Below are 15,718 nucleotides of genomic sequence, written 5' to 3'. Positions count from 1 at the left end.
CAACCTGAAGGGTGATTCAGGCCTTTGTCAGGTTCGTCAGCCAAGGTGTTGTACGGCGAACCATCACAGGAGGGTGGCAATGCGGGTTTTATTGGTTGAGGACGCTGTGGGGCTCGGCGAGGCGGTACGTGAGCAACTCGCGGATGACGGCCACGCGGTGGACTGGGTGCAGCGTCTCGATCACGCTCAGAGCAGTGTGCGAACGACGCGTTATGACCTGATCTTGCTGGACCTGATGCTGCCGGACGGGCGAGGGCTGGATTTTTTGCGCCAGCAACGCGGGGCAGGGGACGTCACACCGGTGATTATTCTCACGGCTCGGGATCAGATATCCGATCGCATCGAAGGCCTGAATGCGGGGGCTGACGACTATCTGGTCAAACCCTTTGATCTCTTCGAGTTGTCCGCCCGAGTCGCGGCTGTGGCGCGGCGCTACAGTGGTAATCCCAATCCGCAGATCAAAGTGGGCGGGTTGCAGGTCGACATGACCGCCCGCACAGTGCTGCGCGCCGGCATGACGGTGGACCTCACCGCTCGCGAGTGGGCATTGTTCGAAGCCTTCATCCAGCGCCCCGGCGCGTTGTTATCGAAATCCCAGCTGGAAGATCGCCTGTATGCATTCGGTGCCGAAATTGAAAGCAACACCATCGAGGTCTATATCAGCCGTCTGCGCAAGAAACTCGGCCGCGAGATGATTGAGACGGTCCGTGGGATGGGCTACCGGTTGATGCCGGAATGAAGCCCGCCTCGAGTCTGCAAAAGCGCCTGGGGCTGGGGCTGACGCTGGGCATGACCGTGCTTTGGCTGGGGGCGACCGTCGGCGCCTGGATCGTGGTGCAACACGAATTGAACGAGGCCTTCGACAGTGCACTGGAGGAGACGGCACAGCGAATCCTGCCCTTGGCCGTACTCGAAATCGGCAGCCCTGATGAGCCTCGCCGGGCTCGGCATATTGCGCCGCTCAAAGTGCGCAAGGAATACCTGACGTACCTGGTCCGCGATGCCAGGGGCGAGATCCTGATGCAATCTCATGATGCCGACCCTGACATATTCAATCCGCTGCCGGTGGAGGGCTTCACGACCACTGCCAGGTACCGCTTGTACGGGACCAGCGCACCGCGCGAAGGTGTTTTTATCGAGATGGCCGAACCCTTGGCCCATCGACGCGAAGCCGCTCAGGAGGCCTTGTTCGCGTTGCTCCTGCCGTTGCTGGCACTGATTCCGATCAGCTTGCTGGGCACCTGGTTGTTCGTGCACGTCAGCCTGCGCAGCGTTCGGGCGTACCGCCGGGCCATCGAGACGCGCGGTGTCGGTGACTTGTCCCCGATCAAGGTGGATCGGTTGCCTGCGGAAATCGATCCATTGGCCGAGGCGGTCAACCATCTGATGGAGCGACTGCGCAAGGCACTGGAGACGGAACGCAGCTTTACCGCCAACAGTGCCCATGAGCTGCGCACCCCGTTGGCGGCGACGCTGGCACACATTCAGCGGTTACGCCGCGAGGCGCCTGAGGGCCCGCTTCAAGTACGCGCCGCGAAGATCGAGGCCTCTCTCCAGGCGCTGACGCGACTTTCGGAAAAGCTGATGCAACTGGCCAAGGCTGAAGGTGGTGGGCTTTTGTCCGAAGTGCCGCAAGACCTCATACCGTTACTGGCGCATGTGGTCGATGAGTGCAATCACGCAGCCGGCCAGCGGGTTCATCTGGTTCTGCCCGCTGTGCAAAGCGTGCTGTCGGCAATTGATCCTGACGCTTTCGCCATTCTTGTGCGCAACCTGATCGAGAACGCGATGAAGCATGGCGCGCCGGATCAACCCATTGAGGTGAGCCTTTCCAGTCAGGCCCTCCTGAGGGTGGTCAATGCCGGTCCGGTGGTGCCTGAGCCGATATTGAAACGCCTGACCGAGCGCTTTGTGCGCGGTGAAAGCGGCGCTGAGGGTTCGGGGCTTGGCCTGGCCATTGCGCTGACGATTGCCCAGGGCGTCAATGCGACGATGACGCTCGTGTCGCCCGCGACGGGTAAACAGGACGGCTTTGAAGTCATCGTGCAGTTTGTTCAGGGGCGCTAGGAGGAGTGGATACGCTTGCCGGTCGTGCGGGATCAAAGACACGCCGCACGTCGCTGCAAGCAGGGCTATAATCGCGCCCACGTTTTACTCCTTTCACAACACCCTCCACCCTACGAGACTGCCATGACTATTTCTCTGTACGCTGCTTCCGTTCCAGTCTTCAAGCAAATGCTCAACGCGTTGAGCGATGTTCTGAACAAGGCCGAAGCTCACGCCACCGCCAAAAACATCGACCCGAACGCCTTCCTGCAAGCGCGTCTGTACCCGGACATGTTCCCGCTGGTGCGTCAGGTGCAGATCGCCGTTGATTTCGCCAAAGGCGTTTCTGCCCGCCTGGCCGAAGTCGAACTGCCGAAGTACGACGATACCGAAGTGACCTTCGCCGAGCTGCAAGCCCTGATCACCAAGGTGCTGTCCTTCATCGACGGCATCAAGCCTGAACAAATCAACGGCAAGGAAGGTATCGAGATCGTTACCCGCCCAGGCACCCCGAAAGAAAAACGCTTCAGTGGCCAGGCTTACCTGCTGACCTACGGCCTGCCGCAGTTCTTCTTCCACGTCACCACCGCCTACGCGATCCTGCGTCACAACGGTGTTGAAGTCGGCAAGCGCGATTACATGGGCGCGTTCTAAACCCGCCAGCAACAAAAAACCCGCCAAGGTGTGAACCTTGGCGGGTTTTTTTGTGGGGCCGGTTTGTTACGCGGCTTGTACGGTTTTCTCTTCCTGGGCCAGACACGCCGCCGCGGTGAACAGCACGTCGGTGGAGGAGTTCAGCGCGGTTTCCGCCGAGTCCTGCAACACGCCGATGATGAAGCCGACCGCCACCACTTGCATGGCGATCTCGCTCGGAATACCAAACAGGCTGCACGCCAGCGGAATCAACAGCAGTGAACCACCGGCCACACCCGAAGCGCCGCAGGCACAGATCGCCGCGACGACGCTGAGCAGCACGGCCGTCGGGATGTCCACGGCAATCCCCAGCGTGTGCACAGCCGCCAGGGTCAGCACCGTGATGGTGATCGCCGCACCGGCCATGTTGATGGTCGCACCTAGCGGGATCGAAACCGAGTAGGTGTCTTCATGCAGGCCCAAACGCTTGCTCAGCTCCAGGTTGACCGGAATGTTCGCCGCCGAACTGCGGGTGAAGAACGCGGTGATTCCGCTTTCCCGCAGGCAGGTCAGCACCAACGGGTAAGGGTTGCGGCGCAGCTTCCAGAACACGATGACCGGGTTCATCACCAGCGCCACGAACAGCATGCAACCCAGCAGTACGGCCAGCAGATGCATGTAGCCGATCAGCGCGCCGAAGCCCGAGGTGGCCAGCGTGGAGGCGACCAGGCCGAAGATCCCCAGCGGAGCAAAACGAATCACCAGGCGCACGATCAGCGTGACGCCGTTGGACAGGTCGCCGAGCACGGTACGGGTGGTTTCGCCGGCATGGCGGATGGCGATGCCCATGCCGATTGCCCACGCCAGAATGCCGATGAAGTTGGCGTTCATCAGCGCACTGATCGGGTTGTCGACCACGCTCAGCAACAGGCTTTGCAAGACTTCGGAGATTCCTCCGGGCGCGCTGATTGCCACGTCGTGGGTGGACAGCACCAGGTCCGAAGGGAACAGGCTGCTGGCCACCACTGCGACCACGGCCGCGGCAAAGGTKCCCAGCAGATACAGGAACAGAATCGGCTTGATATGGGTTTCCTGACCATGTTTGTGATTGGCGATCGAGGCCATCACCAGCACGAACACCAGAATCGGTGCGACGGCTTTCAGTGCCGAGACAAACACTTTGCCGATGAATGCGGTGGATTTCGCCACCTCAGGCGCAAAGAGCGCCAAGGCAATACCGGCGATCAGTCCAATGACGATTTGCGTGACCAGGCTGGTGTGTTTGAGTCTTTGCAAAACAGTAGGCGGAGCAGCAGTCATAGCGGTATCTCTGATTTTTTTAAGGTGCCGTGAATCGAGAAACCCGGTCAGCAAAAAAAACGGGCAGGCTGACCGGGCAAGCGCACATTGCGTCATCTGCATTGGCGGATGAGCTAGGTTGAGTTTTTTTGCGGGCGCGGACTTTATCACAGCGTAGTCGCGATCCTTCAGACCTGTGACGATCTGCCACCCGAGTGTTTAAGCGGATATGTCAGGTTTGCGCCAGCGCTGTCGGACACTCTCTGTTAAGCTTCGCCATCCACTTTTTCATCTCCCCTCAGTGAGCCCTTGGGCTGTCGCTGGCGTTGTCGTTTTCTGGAGTTACCCCATGCTGTTGCCCATCCTGTTGTTGTCAGCCGCCGGTTTCACCGTGCTGACCACAGAATTCATCATTGTCGGTCTGTTACCGTCGATCGCTCGCGACCTCGACGTCAGTGTTCCCCAGGCGGGACTGCTGGTGACCTTGTTCGCGTTTACCGTGGCCGCCTTCGGCCCCTTCCTGACTGCGTACTTCGCGCGTTTTGAGCGTCGGCGTCTGTTTATCAGCGTGCTGATCATGTTCGGGCTGGCGAACACCCTGGCGGCCATGGCGCCGAATATCGGCGTGATGGCTGTCGCGCGGCTGATTCCGGCGCTGGGTTTGCCGGTGTTCTGGGCGCTGGCCAGTGAAACGGCGGTGGACATCGTCGGGCCGGRCTACGCAGGGCGGGCGATTGCCAAGATCGGTTTCGGGATTGTCTGCGCGACCGTGTTCGGGATCCCCGTTGGCACGTTGATTTCCGATGCGTTCGGCTGGCGCACGGCGTTCGGCATTCTCGCGGTCATTGCCTTGGCCAAGGCGCTGCTGCTGTTTATCTATTTGCCGAAAACCAACCTGCACAACCAGCAGGTGAGCTTGCGTTCACAGTTCAAGATTCTGCGCAGCCCGCTGATGCAAGGGCACGTGCTGTTGTCGATTCTGGTCTTCAGCGGGATGTTTACCGCTTACACCTACCTGGCCGACATCCTTGAGCGGCTGGCCGGTTTCAACGGCACCGTGGTCGGCTGGTGCCTGATGGGCTTTGGTGCGGTCGGGCTGATCGGCAACTCGCTGGGCGGGCGCATGGTCGATCGCCATCCGTTGATCGCGTCGATGGTGTTCTGTGGCTTCATGATCGGCGGCATGGTGGCGCTGGTGCCGAGTATCCATTCGACGCTGGGACTGGCGGCGGCGATGGGCATCTGGGGCGTGACCCAGGCTGCGTTGTTCCTGGTCAGCCACGTGCGCTTGATGAAAGCCGCCCCGCAGGCGCCAGCCTTTGCTGCATCGCTGAACATCGCCGGAGCCAATCTGGGTATTGGCTTGGGGGCGATGGTCGGTGGGCACGTGATCGACACCTTGGGCCTGGGCAGCCTGGGGTTTGCGGCGGCCGGTTTTATCCTGGTGTCGATTGTATTGGCCTTGTTGCTGATGAAGGTCAAAGCCCCGGCCGTCTGCGCCTGAGGCTTCAAGGCGCGGTAAACAGCTCGCGGCGGGCACCTTCGGTAATCGCGACAATGCCGGGGTGCTTGACCTTGCGCTCGACCGAGATTGCGTAAAACGACTCGGTCACCGCATCGGTCTGCCCGATCAACTCGACGCCGCATTGGCGTCTCACCTCGTCGGCAATCACGCTCGGGCCAATGAAAATCCCGCTGCCGGATTGGCCGAACGCCTGCATCAAGGCACTGTCATCAAACTCGCCGACGATACGTGGCTGAATCTGCTGTTCGGCGAACCAGCGCTGCAAGCGGCTGCGTACCACGGTTTCCTGCCCAGGAATCAACAGGGGCGCACCGTGCAGGCCGCGCGGGAAGTCTTTGCCATAGCGTTGTGCCAATTCGGTCGTGGCGAAAAAACTGATGCCGCATTCGCCGAGTTTCTGGCTGTAACCCTTGATGTCCAGGTGCGACGGCATCGGGCTGTCGGAGATCACCAGGTCCAGCCGCTGAATGGCCAGATCAGCCAGCAAGCGCTCCAGTTTGTCTTCGCGACAGGTGATGCGTAGCGGCTCAGTCAGCTCCATGGTCGGTGCAATCAGGCGATAGACGATGGATTTGGGCACTACGTCGGCGACGCCCACCCGGAACAGAATCTGCTGTTCATTGGGCTGCGCCCGAAGCATGGCCTCCAACTCGCCACCCAGTTGAAACATCTGCTCGGCGTAAGGCAGTGTCTGCCGTCCCGCCTCGGTCAGTTCCAGTTGCCGGCCAACCCGCTGAAACAACTCTATCCCATAGGTCTGCTCGAGCAGACTGATCTGCCCGCTGATGGTCTGCGGAGTCAGGTTCAATTGCTCGCAGGCACGCACGATGCTGCCGGTTTTGGCCACGACCCAGAAGTAATGCAATTGCCGGTAATTGAGCATGCGCGTTGCCGATTCGTAAAAACCGAAGTATAGCTGCTAAAAATACGAATTTTCCTGAAGTATTTGCCTCCTTAGAATGCCTCGCTATCGACGGGCCGCTCCCTTGGCCAAGTCCGCTCTATCGAGGAAAACATGATGAAACTCAACTCCCTGGCCGCCGCTTCGTTGCTGGCCCTCTCTGCACTGGTGCTGACAGGCTGTGACCAGGCCGAGAAAAGTGCCCAGCAATTGATGGGCAAAGCTGCCGAAACCGCCAAGCAGGCGATCGACGATACCCATAAGGCGGCGGAACAAGCGCTGAGCGAGGCCACTTCGAACATCGTCGGCAACAAGGAAAAAACCGCTAACGACAGCGAGAAAACGCCCGGTACATCGCAGGAAATCTAACCCGTTCAACATCGAGTCAGGACTGACCCATGGACTATCTTTTACAACTCGCAGCAAGCCCTACAGCCTGGGTCGCCCTGGCTACGTTGATCGTGATGGAAATCGTGCTCGGCATCGACAACCTGATCTTCATCTCGATCCTGACCAACAAGCTGCCCGTGCAGCACCGTGCCAAGGCACGCCGCATCGGTATCAGCATGGCGTTGGTCCTGCGTCTGGGCCTGCTGAGCACCATCGCGTTCATCGTGCAACTGACTGAGCCGGTGATTGAACTGTTCAACCACGCGCTCTCGTGGAAAGACATGATCCTGATCGCCGGTGGCCTGTTCCTGTTGTGGAAGGCGACCACTGAAATCCATCACAGCATGGATCCGCCAGCCGAGGATCCGACGTCGAAAACGTCCAGCGTGACATTGGGTTTTGCCGCCGCCATCGGTCAGATCCTGATGCTCGACCTGGTGTTCTCCATCGACAGCATCATTACCGCTGTCGGCATGACCGAGCATTTGCCGATCATGATCATCGCGGTGCTGGTGTCGGTGATGGTGATGTTGCTGGCGGCCGAGCCTCTGGCCAAATTCATCAATGACAACCCGACAGTGGTGATGCTGGCCCTGGGCTTCCTGATCATGATCGGCATGACCCTGATCGCCGAAGGCTTCGGTGCCCACGTACCGAAAGGCTACATCTATGCGGCCATGGCATTCTCGGCAACGATTGAAGGTCTGAACATGCTGTCGCGCCGGGCCCGGGAGAAGCGGGTCGCTGCGCAAGCGTAAGCGGTAAGGTAAAAACACAACGGTCGTCTGCGCTCGAAAGCGTGCAGACGGCCGTTTTGATTTATGAGGGATTTGAACCGAATCGATCAGTGCGCTGTGACGTGGTGCCGGGCAGGTTTCTCGGCTTTGGCAGGTGCCGAAGGTGGAATATAGGCATGATGGTGTCTGCGGGTAATGCGCAATACGCCCCACAGCATCGCGGCGGCAACGGCCAGCCAGCCACCGATCAGCATCAGGATTATCATCGTCAGGCTCATCAGTGCCTCCTCTTTGCCCTGCTTCGGGCACACGCTCTGTTCAAGGGTCAGTCTAGTCGGTGATGTGTTGCAGGCAATTGACCAAGTGTGGTGAGTCTCCAACCCGTTCGCTCTATCAACTGCATGTGACTGCCGTTAAAGGCTATAGCGCTGCTATGATCATGGGCGAAGCCGGGAGACCGATTGCCCGGCGCCTGAACAAGTGAGTGATGATGTTGCCGGTACTTCCCCGATTCCGCTGCGCCTTGCTGGCCGCGGCCTGTGTCCTGAGCCTGGCCGGTTGTGCCGGGAGCGTGCAACCTGAAATCCAGCGTCTGCCTGAGCGCGTCGAGCTCAGTGGCATGCCGTTTTACCGTGGCGAAGCCTATCAAAGCGGGCCGCAATCGCTGGCCAGCATGCTTTCCCAGCAAGGCATCGTGATTACCCCGGGGCTGCTCGACAAGCCGCTGCATTTGCCGGGCGCCGAGGCGCAGTTGCAGCAGAACATGCAGAACCTGGCGCGTGAATACGGGATGGTCGTGTATCCGCTTGACAGCAATCTGCCGGCGCTGTTGACCCAGGTCGCGGCGGGTTACCCGGTACTGCTGCGCTTCAGTGAGGGCTCGGCATTCTGGAAAGAGCCGAGGTACGCGATTCTCGCCGGCTACAACCGTCATAAGCAGACGGTGCTGCTGCGTTCAGGAATGGACCGCCGGTTGCTGATGAGCTTCACGTCGTTCGAGTCCGCGTTCGAAAATGCTGGCGGTTGGGCAGTGTTGATTCAGGGGCCGACCCAGATTCCGGCCAAGGTTGACTCGCAGCGCTGGCTCAAGGCCGCTGACGATCTGGCTCGGGCTGGACAGGAGCAGGCAGCAACCAAGGCGACCAAAGCACTGGCTGCCCATTAATCGAACCGAATAAAAACGGCGCCTTGAGGCGCCGTTATCGATAAAGGCCCCGACTCGCGTCGCGGGCCTTTTTTCGTGCGCTTATTTGCCGGTCTGCGCCATGCCGCTACCTTGACGATGTTGCAGGTTTTTCTCGGCTTTGTATTGCAGGGCAACACTCGGGACAGAGGTGCTCCTGCCGGTTTCAACCCACTGACGAATCCGTCCGGCATCCGCAAAGTGGGTGTACTTGCCGAAGGCATCGAGAATCACCAGCGAAACCGGGCGATTACCCATGTTCGTCACCAATACCAGACAGTGGCCGGCCTGATTGGTAAAGCCGGTCTTGGTCAGCTTGATGTCCCAGTCGGCCTTGTTGATCAGGTGGTCGGTGTTGTGAAAACCCAAGGAGTAGCTGGGTCTGCGGAACGTCACGGTTTTTTCCTTGGTCGTGCTCAGTTCACTCAGCATCGGGTATTTGCGTGCAGCCTGGAGCAGTTTACTCAGGTCGCGGGCTGTGGAAACGTTGTGGACTGACAGGCCGGTCGGTTCGACGTAATGGGTGCTGGTCATGCCCAGCGCCCTGGCTTTGGCGTTCATTGCAGCGATAAAGGCTGAGTAACCGCCTGGGTAGTGGTGGGCCAGGCTCGCTGCAGCGCGATTTTCCGAGGACATGAGTGCAATCTGCAGCATTTCCCTGCGCGACAGCTCGCTATTGAGTTTGACCCTGGAGAACACACCTTTCATTTCCGGGGTTTCGCTGATCGTAACGGAAATGTATTCGTCCATGTTCTGCTTGGCGTCCAGCACGATCAGCCCGGTCATCAATTTGGTCACCGAGGCGATCGGTACGATCACGTCCGGGTTGCTGGCATAGATGACTTTGTCGGTTTGCAGATCGATCACCATCGCACTGCCGGAGGCGATGCGCAGTTGTGAGGTGTCTCGAGGTGCCGCGGTGGTGTCACGTGCGTAGACGTTCGATGTGACAAGAGGGCCTGTAAGTACAAAAAATAGGCTCAGGATGGATAGACGGATTTTCACGCGGGCGGACTCGCTAAGGGTGGATATGCCGTTCTGCAACGGGCTTTCTAGATAAAACGTAACATTTTATGAGTATGTGCTAGGAAAGCGAAAGGCGCCCGTGGGGCAGGGGGCAAAGGTAAAATATATTTAATGCTGTACCATTTTTGTACCAATCTGGCTTTCCAGTTTCCCGACCTCTGACCAGTCGGTGGTAGAGCTCAGCCAGCGAGCATATGTCGACAACAATACCTGGACGCTGTGACCCAGTTGTCCAGCGATGAACGCGGGGTTCATGCCTGCCATTAGGCACATCGTAGCGTACGTATGTCGGCAGTTATATTGGCTACGCGGCTTTATTTCCAAGGCCTTCAAGACTTTTTCGAAGTGAGCCCCAGTCGTGGATGCACTAAGGATGTATTCCGATGCTCCCGAGGGTGGGAACACGTATGGTGACTGCTGGCGCTTGCGGTTCCGCTGAGTCAGTCGTGCATCGGCAATCCTCCTCGATTCGACCAGGGCGTGCATCGCCCGGCTATTGAGCATGACAGTCCGGGCGTACTTGGTTTTCGTGCGCTCTTCGACCTTCCCATCAACGACGATCCGGCAGACGTGCGCCACGCGCTTCTCCAGATCAATCTCATCCCAGCGAAGAGCCTTGAGCTCTCCCGACCGCATCCCGCAGTAGAACGCGAACTCGAAGTAGGCCGCGTAGATTTGGGTGGCTCTCGTTGTGAAGTTGGTATACATCCACTCAATGACGGCGTCTGCTTCCGCGACCGTGAACGGTTCTATCTGCTTTTTGATCCGCCCAGGCAGCTGGATCGCCGTTKCCGGGTTTCGCTCAATTACCTCATCCCGTACAGCTGCCTTGAACAAGGCGCTGACCCTCGAAATGGCAGTCCGCTTGATTGTTGGGCTATCCCACTGCGTTTTCCCAATCACCCGCCTCAGCAGCATTGGCGTGATGGCCGTCATCGGCACCGTAGCCAGCTCAGGCATCCAGTAAATATTGATCGTGCCTTTATAGTTGCGGCGTGTGCCCGGAACGATTTCCAGGCTATTGATCCATGTTTGCGCGTATTGAGCGAAGGTCAGACCGGTGGCCAGTGCAGAGTAACTGGAGTTCGGGAAGAGCTCGGCGTATCGCTTCTCGTCCAGAACCCCATGCTTGGCCAGGCTGATTACGTTATCGCGTAGATCTGCTGCCGCCTTGATCCCCTTTGGCGTCTGGGGATGGGCAAGAGTTTCGCAGCGTCTTTCGCCGTTCCATGTGAACCGGATGCGGATTGCTTGGCCTGCAAACTCAACTCCGGTGGGCATTCCCACTGGCTTTCTTGCCATATCTCATATCTCCTGATGCTATAAAAAATCCGCTGGTCAATCTTGTTCCAGACTCCGAGTGGGATGATGCCGCGTGCGCGCTTTCCCTCGAGGGCTCTAGAAGTAGTGCCCAGAAGCTCTGCCATCTTTTTTTCGGGCACTTTGTCGAAGGGGTATGTTTCAGGGGATTCGTCTATTTCGGTCATAGCTGTCTCCATGCCGCGCGCGGCGGCAGAAGGTGGTTAGGGTTTGACTTACAGGCGGAAAAAGGCGTCCGACAAGTGGCAGCCTTTGGGGAATTGACACTCCCCGCTTACCGTAATATTTCTCTTCTTCTTCCCTTGGTTTCATCGAAAATCAAACAAGAAGGAGGCCAGAAAGATGATGCGTAGAGGCTCTAAGTATTGGATGTGGGCTGACTGCAAGTTGCGCTGTCAGAGTCATGATGAGGTGCTCAGCGACGGCGCTATCATCGACGTTCAGAGCAGAGTTTCCAGAAGAGGGAGAACGCAACTCTTTATCGGTATCTACGACCAAAAGGGTATTCCTCTGTTTGAGGAGGCCCATGATTCCTTGCCTAACGACACCATGACAACGGCGCTTGCTTGGGGTGTTGGTCGCGCACGCAGGATCGCGATGGACAACGTGGTTTTGCCCAATCAAGCGAGCGTCATTCAGGGGAGGGCTTCTCGGCTTGGGCAGCCATCCGCAGCCTGAAAACAATCCCGCTGTTGGCGGTCAGCGCCGTACCGGTCAGTTCTTCGGTGCGGACGCTGATCACTCGATTCACCGCGGTGTCCCCGTGTAGATGAGCCAGGCCATGTAGGCGAGGGCGATCATTAGCAATCCCCCCAGCCCATGCCTTGGATGTGCTCGTTGGGGATGATCAGCTTTTCGGCGACGGGCGCCTCATTCATCATCGACAAGTCACCGAAGTAACCCAGCGCCGCACGGGCGCGCTCCAGGGTAAGCTCGGCATGCCCGAGCTGGCGCGATTTGCGCAATTTGTAGGAGCGCAGGGCGTGGACCTTGTCCGGGTAGGCAAATCGCTTGCTATGCGCATTGGTTTCCTTGAGCACGCGCTTGCGGCGCTTCTTTACGGCGTCCGCCGTCCAACTGTGCTGGTAACCGTTAATCATGTTGACGGTGTATTCATCGGCTACATACCAGCACTGCGCCGTTTCACCGATCACCGTGTAGGTGATGCAATGCACTTCGAGGCCGTCAGGGCCGATTTCATCGACAAAGCGGTAATGATCCGGTCCAGCCTTTATCTTTTCCATGGGCACACTCGTCCTTGCCGCTATAGCGGCTGACTTTGAAGGGGGAGGGAGTTACGGGTAGTTTTTACTGATGCGCTTGGCGATGTCTTCGAGCTGCTCGGCCATGCCCCACATTACGTTGTTGTCGCGGCGTGAGACGACCATGGAGCGGGCGACGTTGCGGCCCTTGAGGATGATGATCGCCAGTCGGATCAGCCAGGCTTCGAGCTTTCGGCGCAGGAACCGCTTCACGGCGTCGCTTCGGCATCAGTTTCAAGGATCGCGTTTGCGGCTTTGATGAATAGATCGCCGCGCTGGGCGCACTTCTTCGGAACGTGGTAGCGGAAGCGGGTGTTACCGGGGTAGTACTCGTCGTACGCCAGGCGGGTACAGACGGTCGCAGCGTCGTCGAGCGCGTGTTTGCGGATCGCCGCGCGTGTCCGTTCCCAGCTGGTCGTCTTCTCCGCCTCCAGCGCATCGACTCGTTGTTGCAATCTGTTCTCGCGGGACTTGGAATATTCGAGGTGCCGCGACAAGGTGCAGGCGAAGTCAGCGGCCAGGCGCTCGTTGATGTACCGGGTGAAGTCGTGACGCTTAAGTCGGGTCTTGAACAAATTGGCGATGTAACCGCGTCCGCCTTCCGAGGTGCTGAGATCAAACTCAGGCTCGGCCGGTTTGTTTTCTGCGGGCATGGGGCGTCCTATGCCGAGTCATGCTCGGGCGGTGGAGAGTGGCGATGGAAAKGGGTGGGTAACGGTTATCTACATGACCTGGGCTGGCACGATCCGGCGAGGTGGGGTATTTGTTCTGCTCAAATAGAGCGAATGCGGGGTGGTTATGGAAAAGATTGAGTCGTGCCCTTACGAAAAGGCGGTGCTCCGCTCAAGGACGCCCTTCATCATTTATGCGTCGCTGGCAATCGCCGCACCAATTACCGCAATTGCGCTTTGCTACGGGTTTGATAAGCCAAGTATGTGGATAGCTAGAAGTGGGGCGATCATGTCCGGTTTGTCGTTTTTGGCTGGCTTGAAAGCCAGAGATATGGCCGACGTTTTCAATGATGAGTCTTTTGCTGGGAACTCATTCGGTATAGCGAGGAGTAAGTACGGATCTCAGATTTCGCGCTTCGTGAAGCTCTCAACCGCACTGGTCATAATCGGAACTGCCGTTTGGGGCTTTGGGGATGAACTGTCAATCGGATTCAGCTCAGTGCAATAGGTGAGGGTGGGTCAGGCCGCCAGGCGCTGGTAAAGCTCGATGATGTCGGCGGCATTTGCTGCAACAAGGGCTTCCGCCTCGTYTGGGCACACGCTGTTTCCGATCAGCCGAACCTGATCCGTTTTGTTGATGTCGCGCCATTCCTCGGCACCGGTAACCGGGTCGACGAACAGCCCACGATCAATGATGTAGTCCTTGTCGAAGCCCTGCGCGGCCTTCAGCTCTGGCGGTTGGAGCATGCGCAGGGTTATGTCCACCAGCACATAGCCGCCGACCATGACCATCTCGGCCGGGTCTTTGAAGTGCTCCGGCAGGTGTTCGTGCATGAATGCAGCACAGCGGCGGGCACCTTCCAGTTGYTCCGGCGTCAGCGTGTTCGGCACCTGTATGACCTCAACCAACGCCACCCGGTCTTTTGTTGGTAGCGTGTGCATTGGCTCGGTGAGCGAAATACCGTCCTTCTCGTTGCCGTAGTACTTCACCAGGTAGGCGTTCGCCAGCCGCTGGTTGGCGCCGGACTGGCAGATGGTCGAGAGCGGCGAGTCGGCCGCGCGCCCGTCCCCGTCGTAGAAACCACCGTTAGCCTGCTCGAAGAACGCCGCCGAAACTGCGTGATGGCCGGTGCTGGTGGCTACCACGCCAAGTGGGTTGGCAACGTCGGCGCCAACCGATCCTTTCCGCAAGGTGACCATGTTCGCAGCAACAAGGGCTTGCTCGCCGCGGTTGGCGCCGGTGACCGTGCGAAAAGAGTCATCTGGAGAATACCCGCTGCGCTCTCCGTGGTGCGTGAGGTGGGTCAGGTGACAGGCCGCCAGCGCGAAGTGGCCGCCCTTGACCTGGGCAACCTGCGTGCGCAGCGGCTCGACCGCGCTGAAGTTGCGCTGCGCTGAGCCGTTGGCGCACTCGGTGAGGAGTGGCGCGGCAACAGGTTGCACCAATGCGTGGTGCGTGCCGCCAGCGCTGATCGTTGAAAGTGATTCGTCCGTACCGTGGGTGCTGGTGTGAGCCGCTGAGGTGCCGCGCATCGGGACAATGAACGGCTTCAGGCTGGTCAGCACATGCCGCCAGCAGCCCTTGGCCACCCGACGCATTGTGTTCACCGCCATTGGCTTGTCGCGGAAGATCGTGCGGCCCAGGTTGTTCCAGTCGATGCACTCCGCAGCTGTGCGCCAAGGCTGCTGTTTGCCCGTCGGAACTTTGTGGCGCTTCGCCGCGGGCCAGACGATTGGTTTGCCGTCACTGCGCGCCACCAGGTACAAGCGCTTGCGGATCGTCGGCGCCCCGGCATTGGCCGCGATGCGCTCTCGCCACTCGACGTTGTAGCCGAGGCCGCGCACCAGCGCTTCCACTGGTACGAACTCACCGATCGATTGCATGACTTCCGGCATATCCGGATGGTCGGCCGCCAAGCCGGTACTGAGCGCGGCAATGAATGACTTGAAGGTCCGGCCGCGCTCAGCCTTGATTGGCTGGCCTTCCTCATCGATCGGCCCCCAGTCGCAGAACTCTTCGACGTTCTCCAGGAACATCAGGCGTGGTCGGGTTGCGTGAGCCCAGCGGACGACCACCCACGCCAGACCGCGTACACCGCGATCGCGTGGCGCGCCGCCCTTGGCCTTGCTGTGGTGGCGGCAGTCTGGGGACGCCCAGAGGATGCCCACCGGCTGCCCGCCTGTGGCGTGGACAGGATCAACTTCGAACACGTCGGCGACGTAGTGGGCTGTTTCTGGGTGGTTGGCACGGTGCACGGCCAAGGCGATCGGGTTGTGGTTTACCGCCACATCCGGCTCCCGATACGCCCGGGCGATGCCGGTGCTGGCGCCGCCACCGCCGGCGAACAGATCCACTACCAGTTCTTTCTGGAATGGTAGGCCCATGCTTGGCTGGCCATGGATGAACTGGGGTTTCTTCTGTTGTGCGGACATAAGGGGGCCTCGCCGGATATATTTGCCGGTCAAACTTCAAGGTGGGTAAAGGGATGCTGAACGATCGCGGGAAGGAACTGCTGAAGCCTTGGATGTCAGTGCAAAATTTTGTTTTGGCCTTGGCCGCGATTTTCTGTATCGCTCTTCTGAAACTCACCAGCAGCGAGCTGGCAAGCTGGGTTCAGGCCGTTGGCTCAATCGCTGCGATTTGGGGAGCATTTCAAATCAGCAATCGCCAAGCCGAAAAGCAAAATGCTGAGAAGGTTCTCGCTGAAAAACAAAAGTCTGAAAG

At 58.9% G+C, this 15,718-nt stretch carries 19 protein-coding genes; 10 read left to right on the top strand and 9 right to left on the bottom strand.

From position 1 onward, the window contains the following. The first annotated feature begins 79 nt into the window (after nt 1-79). From AC1DH9_RS05655 to AC1DH9_RS05645, 3 genes are all read left to right on the top strand, one after another. A complete protein-coding gene (locus tag AC1DH9_RS05655; RefSeq protein ID WP_103316147.1) occupies nt 80-739 on the top strand; it encodes a response regulator transcription factor in 660 nt (219 codons plus the stop codon). Further along, the gene (locus AC1DH9_RS05650; RefSeq protein WP_427539874.1) at nt 736-2,067 is read left to right on the top strand and encodes an ATP-binding protein; all 1,332 of its coding nucleotides are present in this window, start codon (nt 736-738) and stop codon (nt 2,065-2,067) included. The genes AC1DH9_RS05655 and AC1DH9_RS05650 overlap by 4 nt, the downstream gene beginning before the upstream one ends. A 123-nt stretch (nt 2,068-2,190) precedes the next feature. Beyond that, a complete protein-coding gene (locus tag AC1DH9_RS05645; RefSeq protein ID WP_427539877.1) occupies nt 2,191-2,700 on the top strand; it encodes a DUF1993 domain-containing protein in 510 nt (169 codons plus the stop codon). A gap of 66 nt (nt 2,701-2,766) precedes the next feature. On the opposite strand, the gene sstT is transcribed toward AC1DH9_RS05645, so the two are convergent. Beyond that, nucleotides 2,767-3,999, bottom strand: a complete 1,233-nt coding sequence (gene sstT, locus AC1DH9_RS05640) for a serine/threonine transporter SstT (RefSeq protein WP_427539880.1) — start codon at nt 3,997-3,999, stop codon at nt 2,767-2,769. Nucleotides 4,000-4,327: 328 nt separating this feature from the next. On the opposite strand from sstT, the gene AC1DH9_RS05635 reads away from it, so the two are divergent. Continuing rightward, entirely contained in the window at nt 4,328-5,482 is a 1,155-nt protein-coding gene (locus AC1DH9_RS05635) for an MFS transporter (protein ID WP_477807907.1), read from the top strand. A 4-nt stretch (nt 5,483-5,486) separates the two neighbouring features. Here AC1DH9_RS05635 and nhaR read toward each other — a convergent pair whose 3' ends face one another. After that, entirely contained in the window at nt 5,487-6,386 is a 900-nt protein-coding gene (gene nhaR / locus AC1DH9_RS05630; protein WP_427539886.1) for a transcriptional activator NhaR, read from the bottom strand. A 135-nt stretch (nt 6,387-6,521) separates the two neighbouring features. Between nhaR and AC1DH9_RS05625 the strand changes: the two genes are divergently transcribed. Both AC1DH9_RS05625 and AC1DH9_RS05620 read left to right on the top strand, forming a co-directional pair. Continuing rightward, nucleotides 6,522-6,773 (top strand): hypothetical protein, encoded by a 252-nt coding sequence (locus tag AC1DH9_RS05625; protein WP_427539889.1) that lies wholly within the window; start codon nt 6,522-6,524, stop codon nt 6,771-6,773. Between the two features lie 29 nt (nt 6,774-6,802). Beyond that, entirely contained in the window at nt 6,803-7,552 is a 750-nt protein-coding gene (locus tag AC1DH9_RS05620; RefSeq protein ID WP_427539892.1) for a TerC family protein, read from the top strand. An 86-nt stretch (nt 7,553-7,638) separates the two neighbouring features. Here the strand turns inward: AC1DH9_RS05620 and AC1DH9_RS05615 are convergent, their stop codons facing one another. Further along, nucleotides 7,639-7,809, bottom strand: coding sequence for a hypothetical protein (locus AC1DH9_RS05615; protein WP_427539895.1), 171 nt, complete (start codon nt 7,807-7,809; stop codon nt 7,639-7,641). 212 nt (nt 7,810-8,021) lie between these two features. Between AC1DH9_RS05615 and AC1DH9_RS05610 the strand changes: the two genes are divergently transcribed. After that, nucleotides 8,022-8,696: a peptidase C39 family protein gene (locus AC1DH9_RS05610; protein ID WP_427539898.1), complete on the top strand. Its 675-nt coding sequence runs from the start codon at nt 8,022-8,024 to the stop codon at nt 8,694-8,696. A gap of 81 nt (nt 8,697-8,777) precedes the next feature. Here the strand turns inward: AC1DH9_RS05610 and pbpG are convergent, their stop codons facing one another. After that, on the bottom strand, nt 8,778-9,719 hold the full coding sequence (gene pbpG, locus AC1DH9_RS05605; RefSeq protein ID WP_427539901.1) for a D-alanyl-D-alanine endopeptidase: 942 nt from the start codon (nt 9,717-9,719) through the stop codon (nt 8,778-8,780). A gap of 129 nt (nt 9,720-9,848) precedes the next feature. Beyond that, complete coding sequence (locus AC1DH9_RS05600) at nt 9,849-11,042, bottom strand: tyrosine-type recombinase/integrase (RefSeq protein ID WP_477807906.1); 1,194 nt, start codon at nt 11,040-11,042, stop codon at nt 9,849-9,851. Between the two features lie 360 nt (nt 11,043-11,402). On the opposite strand from AC1DH9_RS05600, the gene AC1DH9_RS05595 reads away from it, so the two are divergent. Then, nucleotides 11,403-11,738 carry a hypothetical protein gene (locus AC1DH9_RS05595; protein ID WP_477806115.1) on the top strand — a complete coding sequence of 112 codons (336 nt, stop codon included), beginning with the start codon at nt 11,403-11,405 and terminating at the stop codon, nt 11,736-11,738. A gap of 122 nt (nt 11,739-11,860) precedes the next feature. Here the strand turns inward: AC1DH9_RS05595 and AC1DH9_RS05590 are convergent, their stop codons facing one another. The 3 genes from AC1DH9_RS05590 to AC1DH9_RS05580 are packed head-to-tail and all read right to left on the bottom strand — an operon-like array spanning nt 11,861 to nt 12,975. Then, complete coding sequence (locus tag AC1DH9_RS05590; RefSeq protein WP_477806116.1) at nt 11,861-12,304, bottom strand: hypothetical protein; 444 nt, start codon at nt 12,302-12,304, stop codon at nt 11,861-11,863. A gap of 51 nt (nt 12,305-12,355) precedes the next feature. Beyond that, entirely contained in the window at nt 12,356-12,535 is a 180-nt protein-coding gene (locus AC1DH9_RS05585; protein ID WP_477760930.1) for a hypothetical protein, read from the bottom strand. Continuing rightward, a complete protein-coding gene (locus AC1DH9_RS05580) occupies nt 12,532-12,975 on the bottom strand; it encodes a hypothetical protein (protein ID WP_477760929.1) in 444 nt (147 codons plus the stop codon). The genes AC1DH9_RS05585 and AC1DH9_RS05580 overlap by 4 nt, the downstream gene beginning before the upstream one ends. Nucleotides 12,976-13,120: 145 nt before the next feature. On the opposite strand from AC1DH9_RS05580, the gene AC1DH9_RS05575 reads away from it, so the two are divergent. After that, a complete protein-coding gene (locus AC1DH9_RS05575) occupies nt 13,121-13,501 on the top strand; it encodes a hypothetical protein (RefSeq protein ID WP_477760928.1) in 381 nt (126 codons plus the stop codon). An 11-nt stretch (nt 13,502-13,512) separates the two neighbouring features. Here the strand turns inward: AC1DH9_RS05575 and AC1DH9_RS05570 are convergent, their stop codons facing one another. After that, nucleotides 13,513-15,426, bottom strand: a complete 1,914-nt coding sequence (locus tag AC1DH9_RS05570) for a DNA cytosine methyltransferase (protein WP_477807905.1) — start codon at nt 15,424-15,426, stop codon at nt 13,513-13,515. A gap of 53 nt (nt 15,427-15,479) precedes the next feature. On the opposite strand from AC1DH9_RS05570, the gene AC1DH9_RS05565 reads away from it, so the two are divergent. Continuing rightward, on the top strand, nt 15,480-15,718 hold a 239-nt coding region (locus AC1DH9_RS05565), incomplete at its 3' end, for a hypothetical protein (RefSeq protein WP_477807904.1).

The sequence above is a fragment of the Pseudomonas sp. 05T35 genome (assembly GCF_056396605.1).
This window is presented reverse-complemented; position numbering and strand designations above follow the sequence as displayed.